This is a genomic window from uncultured Rothia sp., assembly GCF_937976295.1.
Lineage (GTDB): Bacteria > Actinomycetota > Actinomycetes > Actinomycetales > Micrococcaceae > Rothia.
Map to the genome: position 1 here is coordinate 1 of NZ_CALJRY010000155.1, position 8,970 is coordinate 8,970.

Here is an 8,970-nt window from a genome sequence, read left to right on the forward strand (position 1 = left end):
TCAGAAGCCCTACGCTTCCTTCTGCGCCTCGTACGCGCGAACCTCAGATAAACACATCTCTGCGGCGAGCGCATCGACCGTCTCACGGTCGTACGGGCGAAGAGCGTACAGCTTCTCCACGACCGACGAAGCCATCTTAGAGGACCACGCCCAGGCGTGCCGCCAGGATGTCACGCACCAGCGCACCACCGCCGACGGTGGTGTCCGCCAGAGCCTTCACAGCCCACGCATCCACAGCCGCCAACGCCGCCGGAGCGTTCAGATCCTCGCCGAGCGCCTCACGCACAGCGGCCAGCAGCTCAACCGCCGCCTCATCGGTGACACCTTCGGAACCCTCACGGCCCTCAGCCACCGACACCGCATGACGGTAAGTATCCAGGCGAGCCTTCGCGTGCTCCAGCAGCTCATCAGTCCAGAACCAATCCGAACGGTAATGCTGACCCATAATCGCCAGGCGCACCGCGTTCGCATCCTCACCGGCCGCACGCAGACGCGAAACCAGCACCAGGTTGCCGCGGGACTTGCTCATCTTGTGGCCGTCCAAACCGACCATGCCGGTGTGCGCGTAATGCTTAGCGTGCGGGCGTGCAGACACAGCCCACGAATGGCCCGCACCCAAATCGTGGTGCGGGAAAGTCAGGTCGTTACCGCCGGCCTGAACGGTCAGCGAACCATCCACAAAACGGCGAGCAATCATCGTGCACTCGATGTGCCAGCCGGGGCGGCCCGCGCCCAGCTCGCCGGCATCCCAGCTCGGCTCGCCCTCACGCTCAACACGCCACAGCAGCGGATCCAACGCGTCACGCTTACCGGCACGGTTCGGGTCGCCGCCGCGCTCAGCGAAAATCTCCAGCATCTCATCACGGGTCAGGTGGCAGACCTCGCCCGGTGCCCACGAGTAGCCCTCAGCGTTCGCGGGCAGCTCACGCACAGCCTTCAAATCCAGGTACACGTCACCGTCAGGATGCACCACACCCTGCTCATCCGTGAAACCGGGCACGCGGTACGCCAGGCCGCGGCGCAGCAAATCCTCAATCAGCGGGAACAGCCACTCAATGGACTCCACCACACCCACATAGTGCGCCGGCGGAATCACGTTCAGCGCCTTCATGTCGGTGCGGAACAGCTCCGTCTGATCCTCAGCCAGCTCACGCCAATCAACGTTCGTGGCGGTCGCACGCTCCAGCAGCGGGTCGTCCACATCGGTCACGTTCTGCACGTACGTTACCGGCACGCCCGCATCCAGCCAGGCGCGGTGCAGCAGGTCAAAAGCAACATAGGTGGAGGCGTGACCCATATGCGTCGCGTCGTACGGGGTGATACCGCAAACGTACAGGCTCGCCGCCTTATCCTCCTGAACCTGAACAATCTCACCAGCCGCAGTATCAAAAATACGCGGCAGCGCAGCCTGACCGGGCAGAGTCACAGAGGCGGGGGCATCCCAAGCTCGCATGGGTTTCCTTTCCGTAAAAACGCCCACAACCGGTGGACGCGCCACACCCGCCGCCCAGCCCGGGCATGCGGATGCCACAAAAAATCTACTTCAATAAGAATACCCGCCCGTGAGAAACTCACGGACGGGTATGTCATATCACGCTGAGGGCTAAAGCCTTAGAACGCCGAAGAAGTAGCGTTCAGAACGCCAGTGCCCAAACCAACGAAAATCAGGATACCGAGCGCGATGCGGTACCAAATGAAAATGCCGTAGGACTTCGACGACACGTACTTCAAGAACCAGCCAATCATCAGATAACCCACCACGAACGCGACCAGAGTCGCAACGATAGTCGACGGGATACCGTAGTAGCCGGTCGCCTCAGCACCAGTGAACACCTTGAAAGTCTTGTACAGACCAGACATGAACACTGCCGGCAGAGCCAGAAGGAACGAGTAACGAGCCGCAGCCTCACGGGTGTAACCCATGAACAGACCCGCGGTAATGGTACCGCCCGAACGGGAAACACCCGGGATCAGTGCCAGCGCCTGCGCGCAACCGTACAGAATACCGTGACGGACAGTCAGGTCCTTCAGCTCACGCTGCTCACGGCCGAAACGGTCCGCAAGACCCAGGAACACCGCAAAGACAATCAGCATGGTCGCCACAATCCACAGGCTACGGAACTGTGTGTCAATGTAGTCTTCCAGCAACAGACCCAGAACGCCGATGGGCAGGGAGCCGATAATAATCAGCCAACCCATGCGGGCATCCGGGTCGTTACGCGGTACGCGGCCGGTCAAGGACCCGAACCAGGACTTCAGGATGCGAACAATATCGCGCCAGAAGAAAATCAGAACCGCAGTCTCAGTACCCAGCTGGGTGATTGCGGTAAACGCGGCGCCCGGGTCAGCCTTCTCCGGCAGGATCTGGCCAACAATGTTCAGATGCGCCGATGACGAAATCGGCAGAAATTCGGTCAGGCCCTGAACGAAGCCCAAAATAATTGCTTGAATCCATTCCACGGTTTCAAGGATACAGGAGGCGCGCCCGCCGGGAGCGGTTCGCGGAAGGTGATGTGGAACCTCCGCAAACCGCCCCGTCCACACTGTGAAACGCTCAGGGTGCCGGTTCTAGCGGTACACCGCGGTGCATCCACGGCTCATCTGCGGCTCAAGGACACCGCGCGAATGCCTCAAACGCGCGCTCTCCGGCGCATCAAAGGTGCGTCAACGGCGCACGCATACTAGCCGCACGACCAGTCAAAAACACCGGTCTCAAAATCAAAAACAGCGCTACCGCACCCAAAATTCAGCACATCAAACTCATCGAACTCAATATAACGAGCCGTCATACCCTCCGGCAGGCTCTGCGCATAAAAATGGGTGCCGCCCAGGTGAGTACCCACCGCAATCAGCGGCTTAGCCCACTCAAACCACTCCGAATCCTCCGAGTCCCAATCGAAAGGACTCAGATAACCGGTATCCGGGTCAACATTCTCAAACACATCACTCGGGGCCTTACCGGCGTTCGGGTCATCCATCGGAACCCACCCCACCAGAGCAGGCTTACGAGCCAGCGGTTGCTGCTGATCCGCCAACGCCCAGGCGCTGAAGCTCTCCTCCTCGCCACGATGCTCACCGGGACGGCGCACATCCTCAGGCGGCTGTGTACGGGACGAGAACTCCTGCTCATTCAGGTACAGCACCGCAAACTCGGCATCCAAAATATCGCGCAACAGAAGCTGATACGGATGCACTCGAGCCTGCGCATACTGCACCTCGAACGGGTCATCACTTGCCGCATTAGCAACACCCTCAGTCGCCTCATCCTCAGCGAACTGGCCATCACCGGCGAAGAAAGAGAACGCCACCACACCCGGATACTTCTGCGCATCCGGCAGGTACTCCCCCGGCAACCTCACCGTAAAAATATGCTGCATCGGCAAACCGGTAAACGTACTGCGCGGCCACTGATCCTGCTCAATACCCGGGCCAGTCGAACCCACCCAGCCGGCCTCCCACACCTCGGGGGAACCGGCAGGCAGAGCAGTATCATCACCACCGCGCAGCTCATAATTCCAGGCACGAGCAGAAGAATCGGTGCCCGCCGCATCAATGGGGCTAAACACCATCGCGTAGCTTTTCATGAGAGTTCCTCTCTGCAGATTATTCGCCCCACAACCCGCCAATGCGCGCAACACCTGCGCACATTAAACGACTAAGGGCGGGATACATACTCCCAGTATGCATCCCGCCCCCACATCATGCACGGTTAACGGTCACCCGAAAACCCCGCACAAAACATAACGGTCATCGCCTACGCCTGACGCTCATCACGCAGCGCACGGTTCACAGCCGAAATCATCGCCTTCAACGCCGCACGAGTAGTCGAGCTATCCACGCCAATACCCCACAGCACGCGAGAACCAACAGCAGCCTCAACATAACAAGCCGCGTTAGCAGTCGACGAAGACGACATCGTGTGCTCCGAATAATCCATCACGCGAATATCCACGCCCTCACCCGACAGGATGTTCTGCAGAGCATCCACCGGGCCGGTACCCGAAGCAGAACGAGTGTACGTGTGGCCATCAATGTTCAGACCAACACGCAGAGTGGTCGCACCAGTATCAGCCGAATCAATGTTAATCGACTCAATACGGTACTTACCCCAACGCTTTTCAGAATCAGCAGCGGGCAGGTACTCATCCGCGAAGATGTTCCACAGCTTCTGGCTGGTCATCTCGCCACCCTCAGCGTCAGTACGAGCCTGAACAATCTTCGAGAACTCAACCTGAGCACGACGCGGCAAATCCAGGCCGTGATCCTGCTTCAGCAGGTACGCCATACCGCCCTTACCGGACTGCGAGTTCACACGAATAATCGCCTCATAGGTACGACCCAGATCGCGAGGATCAATCGGCAGGTACGGAACCTCCCAGTACACCTCATCCACGGTCTTACCCGCCTCAGCAGCGGTACGCTCCAGAGCCTCAAAGCCCTTCTTAATAGCGTCCTGGTGAGAACCAGAGAACGCGGTGAACACCAGGTCGCCACCATACGGCGAACGCTCGTGCACCTTCAACTGGTTGCAGTACTCAACAGTCTTACGGATACCGTCAATATCAGAGAAATCAATCTGCGGATCAATACCCTGGGTGTACATGTTCAGACCCAAAGTCACCAGGTCAACGTTACCGGTGCGCTCGCCATTACCGAAGAGGCAACCCTCAATACGGTCAGCGCCCGCCAGGTAACCCAGCTCAGCAGCAGCCACGCCGGTACCGCGGTCATTATGCGGGTGCAGCGACAGCACAATGTGCTCGCGGTGGTTCAGGTTGCGGTTCATCCACTCGACCGAGTCGGCGTACACGTTCGGGGTAGCCATCTCAACGGTAGCGGGCAGGTTCACAATCAGCTCGCGGCCGTTCTGACCAATCTCCAGCTCCTCAGCCACAGCATTCACCACGCGAGCCGCATACTCCAGCTCAGTGCCGGTGAAGGACTCGGGCGAGTACTCGTAGATGACCTTAGTGTCAGAGACCATCTGCTCTTCGTACTTGCGGCACAGGCGCGCACCCTGCAGGGCGATATCCAGCACGCCCTCCTGATCCTGGTTGAACACCACGCGACGCTGCAGCACGGAAGTCGAGTTGTAGAAGTGCACAATCGCCTGCGGTGCGCCCTCAATCGCCTCAAAAGTACGGGCAATCAGGTGCTCACGCGCCTGCACCAGAACCTGAATGGTCACGTCCGAAGGGATGTGGCCGTCCTCAACGAGGGTACGCACAAAATCAAAGTCAGTCTGCGACGCCGACGGGAAACCCACCTCAATTTCCTTGTAACCCATCTTCACCAGCAGCTTGAACATCGCAAGCTTACGGTCGGTATCCATGGGGTCAATCAGCGCCTGGTTGCCGTCACGCAGATCCACTGCGCACCAGCGCGGAGCCTTCTCAATGACCTTATCCGGCCAGGTGCGGTCCGGCAGGTCAACAACAATCTGCTCGTGGAAAGGGCGGTACTTGTGTACCGGCATGGGGCTGGGCTTCTGGTGGTTTTTCATGATGAATTTCCTGTTGGTTGGTCCGTCTCGCTCTACCCCAGATGTGGGGCTCGTACCGTGCCGGGTATCGGTTCCCGGCTGCCGTGGTCAAGGCGGTGCATCAGAAAGGATGCGAAGGTGAGATGCCGCGTCAAAAAGCCGGAACGGTTGCGGCAGATTCTAGCGTGCCCCGTTCCGGCGAATAAGCAGCAGGTTCACTGCCTGGCGGGTAACCCCGCGCATGCTCTCACCGTCAATAGTCATGCCTCCACGCTATCACAGGGCTCGGAGGCGATGGCAGGGCACACGGGAAGCCGTCCATCATCTGGAAAGAATTAACGGCAAAGAGGCGTAGCCACCATTTCTGGCGCTACGCCCCTTCACTCAATATTCACGCATCTGCCCTGTGTCTTAGTTAGAGCTGCGTCCTAGCTACAACCTAGTAGGCGAAAGCAGTCTGGCACTTGTTCTGATCAGCAGTCTGACCGGTCGCGTTACCCGCAATCGCAGACTCCTGCTTCTCCATCGCCTCACCGGACGGGAAGTCAGTACCGATAGTCACCGACACGCCCAAAACCTCTTCGGTCGCCACCACGCGGGTCACATTCAGCTTCGCGGCAATTTCCTTCGCCTCCGCCTCGTAACCGGTCGAGTAGAACACCGTGGTGAAGTTCGTCGGGCTAGCGGAGGTACCCGGAGTAACATCCGAGTAGCCCAGACCCTCAATCACCGAAGCGATCGTAGCCGAGCGGCCATCCAGACCGGTCGCGTTGTACACGCTCACCGGAACCGTACGATCGAGCTGAACCGGAGCGGCAGAAGTAGCCTCAGCAGCCGGAGCCTCCTCCTTCAGCGACTTATCATCACGCAGACGCTGGAACACATTCGCAGCATCCGCAGAAATCTGCAGACGGTTCGCGTCCTGGCTCCACGGCTCAGTCGGCACCGTCGCAAACACAACATTCGACAGGTCCACGCCACCAAGAGCCGCACCAACACCCACCAGAGTGCTGATATTACCCAGGTCCTTATCCACCGTCACGTTCTGAGTAATCGCCTCAGCAATGCTAATCAGACGGCCCGGATTCGACAGAGTACCCTCGCTCTTCACCTTACGCAGCAGCGAAGACAAGAAGCCCTGCTGAGCCTGAATACGACCAATATCGGAACCATCCGAGAAACCGTGGCGGCTACGCAAGAACGCAAGAGCCTGCTCACCCTCAACAGTAGAAGTACCCGCAGGAAGCTTCAGGCCACTGTACTCGTCATCAATCGGAGCGTCCACACAGACCTGAACGCCGCCAACGACCTTCGACAGCTCCTTCACCGCGTTAAAGTCCACCAACATAAAGTGGTCAATATTCACGCCGGTCAGCTTACTGATGGTCGCCACAGTACAACCAGGACCACCGCGAGACAGAGACTCGTTAATCTGAACGTTCTCCTCAGCCGGGTACACGGTGCCGCTCTCAGGATCAGTACACTGCGGAACGTCAACCATCAAGTCACGCGGGAACGACAGCACGTTCACGTTCTTACGGTCCTTGCTAATCTGCAGAAGCATCATCACGTCCGCGCGAGCCTCAGAATTGCGGTCTTCCTCATCACCGTACGCGCTGTTATTGCCCTGACGGGTATCGGAGCCAATTACGAGAATGTCCAAGGCGCCGTTTTCCAGGCCGTCCTTGTAATTGCTGATGTTCAGCTCCTGAGTATGCAGATTATTGCGCATACGCAGAGCCACCACGCCACCAAAGCCAACAACAATGACGAGCATGCAAGCAGTAAGCAGAGCAATCCACTTATTGCGGTTTGAAGTCATCACCGTCGTGCGCATATGACGACCGGTACTTCGTAAACGAGGTGCCTGAGGCATACCTTTTCTCTTTCTGCCGGTGAGCAAGTGCTTTCTCAGAGTAACACTCTTCCCTATGAGCGCCGAATGAGAGTGAAAAGTTTCACCCGGGGGCATGCACAGATTTCCGCAAGCCACCGGGTGAAAACTATGGATGCGCGACCGCCCCTCGGAGTAGTCCCTCAGGGCGATGCGCTCAGGAAAGCTACTAGAATCCCAGGCGGTTCAACGCACGCGCGTCAGACTGCCATTCCTTCGCAACCTTCACATGAATATTCAAATAAATGCGGGTACCGAGCATCGCCTCAATCTGCTCACGAGCCTTCGTACCAATCTTGCGCAGATTCGAGCCGCCCTTACCGATAATGATGTACTTCTGCGACTCACGCTCCACATACAGGTTCACGTGCACATCCAGCAGCGGGTTATCCGCCGGGCGGCCCTCACGGAACTCCATCTCCTCAACCGTCACAGCAATCGAGTGGGGCAGCTCCTCACGCGCACCCTCCAGGGCGGCCTCACGCACCAGCTCCGCGATGAGGGTTGCCTCCGGCTCATCAGTTAGCTCACCATCCGGGTACAGCGGCGGCGACAGCGGAGTGTACTGCGCCAGCAGGTCAGCCACCGCATCCACCTGGAAATGCTTCACAGCAGACACCGGAATAATCGCAGCCCAGCCGCCCTTACCATCAACCGGCATCGGCTCAGAAACCTCACCGGCACGGCGCTTAGCCGCAGGACCCGAACCCTTCGCGAAAGGCACAGCATCATTCTTACCGCCCTTACCCTTCTGCTTCGCACGATGCGCGGCGCGCTTAGCACGAGCCGCACGCTCAGCGCTCATGACCTCCTCGCCGAGCGCCTCAACAGCCAGCAGCTGCTCACGCAGCTCCTCAGAGCTCACAGTGTCAGCCTTCGTCACAATAGCAACCACCGGCTTATTGCTCGACGCCACCAGCTGCGAGGCAATGTAACGGTCACCCGGACCAATCTTCTCATTCGCCGGAATGCAGAAGCCCAGCACATCCACCTGCGAAAGGGTGCTAGCGACCAAGTCGTTCAGACGCTCACCCAGCAGAGTGCGGGGGCGGTGAATACCCGGGGTGTCCACCAGAATCAGCTGGTACTCGTCCTTGTGCACAATACCGCGGATCGTGTGGCGGGTCGTCTGCGGACGGTTCGAGGTGATAGCCACCTTCTGACCGACCATAGCGTTCGTCAGAGTGGACTTACCCGCATTCGGGCGACCCACCAGCGACGCGAAGCCCGAACGGAAATTCTCGGGGTAGGTCGGCAGCGGGGTGCTCAAGTCCAGAGTGCTCAAATCGAGCGGGGTGTACTCCTGGTCCATGTGTTTCTCCTTATCAAATCCTGGGGTCAAATCCCGGGGTCAAACCCCGGGCGGGGTGTATGGGGTGCCAGCCTCATCTGCCTGCGCATTCCGGAGCGGGCGGCTGGCTCAAAGTGTGTTAGGGAAGATGCTGTGCGTCTATGTTCGATATCTAGCGTTCAATATCTAGCGGTTGCCGTGCTTATCGGTGGCAGGTTCAGCCTCTGCAGTATCTCCCGGAAGATCCGGATGCGCGTGCGGCTCAGCCACAGCGGGCGGCTCGGTATCCACGGTGAGAATGTC

7 protein-coding genes are annotated in these 8,970 nt (G+C 58.8%); all 7 read right to left on the minus strand.

The window, feature by feature from the left end; all coding sequences use genetic code 11:
- Positions 1-9: 9 nt before the first annotated feature.
- Complete coding sequence (locus tag Q0216_RS04065; protein WP_298593137.1) at positions 10-135, minus strand: hypothetical protein; 126 nt, start codon at positions 133-135, stop codon at positions 10-12.
- 1 nt (position 136) lies between these two features.
- Positions 137-1,453 (minus strand): cysteine--1-D-myo-inosityl 2-amino-2-deoxy-alpha-D-glucopyranoside ligase, encoded by a 1,317-nt coding sequence (gene mshC, locus Q0216_RS04070; RefSeq protein ID WP_298593138.1) that lies wholly within the window; start codon positions 1,451-1,453, stop codon positions 137-139.
- Between the two features lie 158 nt (positions 1,454-1,611).
- Complete coding sequence (locus tag Q0216_RS04075) at positions 1,612-2,460, minus strand: undecaprenyl-diphosphate phosphatase (protein WP_298593139.1); 849 nt, start codon at positions 2,458-2,460, stop codon at positions 1,612-1,614.
- 221 nt (positions 2,461-2,681) lie between these two features.
- Positions 2,682-3,584: a hypothetical protein gene (locus tag Q0216_RS04080; protein WP_298593141.1), complete on the minus strand. Its 903-nt coding sequence runs from the start codon at positions 3,582-3,584 to the stop codon at positions 2,682-2,684.
- Positions 3,585-3,754: 170 nt separating this feature from the next.
- Positions 3,755-5,503: a 2-isopropylmalate synthase gene (gene leuA, locus Q0216_RS04085; protein ID WP_298593143.1), complete on the minus strand. Its 1,749-nt coding sequence runs from the start codon at positions 5,501-5,503 to the stop codon at positions 3,755-3,757.
- Between the two features lie 418 nt (positions 5,504-5,921).
- Complete coding sequence (locus Q0216_RS04090) at positions 5,922-7,358, minus strand: LCP family protein (protein WP_298593145.1); 1,437 nt, start codon at positions 7,356-7,358, stop codon at positions 5,922-5,924.
- Between the two features lie 187 nt (positions 7,359-7,545).
- Positions 7,546-8,688 carry a GTPase Era gene (locus tag Q0216_RS04095; RefSeq protein WP_298593147.1) on the minus strand — a complete coding sequence of 381 codons (1,143 nt, stop codon included), beginning with the start codon at positions 8,686-8,688 and terminating at the stop codon, positions 7,546-7,548.
- Between the last annotated feature and the right edge of the window lie 282 nt (positions 8,689-8,970).

Coding starts and splice junctions, on each gene's coding strand:
- leuA (WP_298593143.1), bottom strand. CDS start 5,503: ATGAAAAACCACCAGAAGCCCAGCCCCATGCCGGTACACAAGTACCGC.
- Q0216_RS04095 (WP_298593147.1), bottom strand. CDS start 8,688: ATGGACCAGGAGTACACCCCGCTCGATTTGAGCACTCTGGACTTGAGC.
- Q0216_RS04090 (WP_298593145.1), bottom strand. CDS start 7,358: ATGCCTCAGGCACCTCGTTTACGAAGTACCGGTCGTCATATGCGCACG.
- mshC (WP_298593138.1), bottom strand. CDS start 1,453: ATGCGAGCTTGGGATGCCCCCGCCTCTGTGACTCTGCCCGGTCAGGCT.
- Q0216_RS04080 (WP_298593141.1), bottom strand. CDS start 3,584: ATGAAAAGCTACGCGATGGTGTTTAGCCCCATTGATGCGGCGGGCACC.
- Q0216_RS04065 (WP_298593137.1), bottom strand. CDS start 135: ATGGCTTCGTCGGTCGTGGAGAAGCTGTACGCTCTTCGCCCGTACGAC.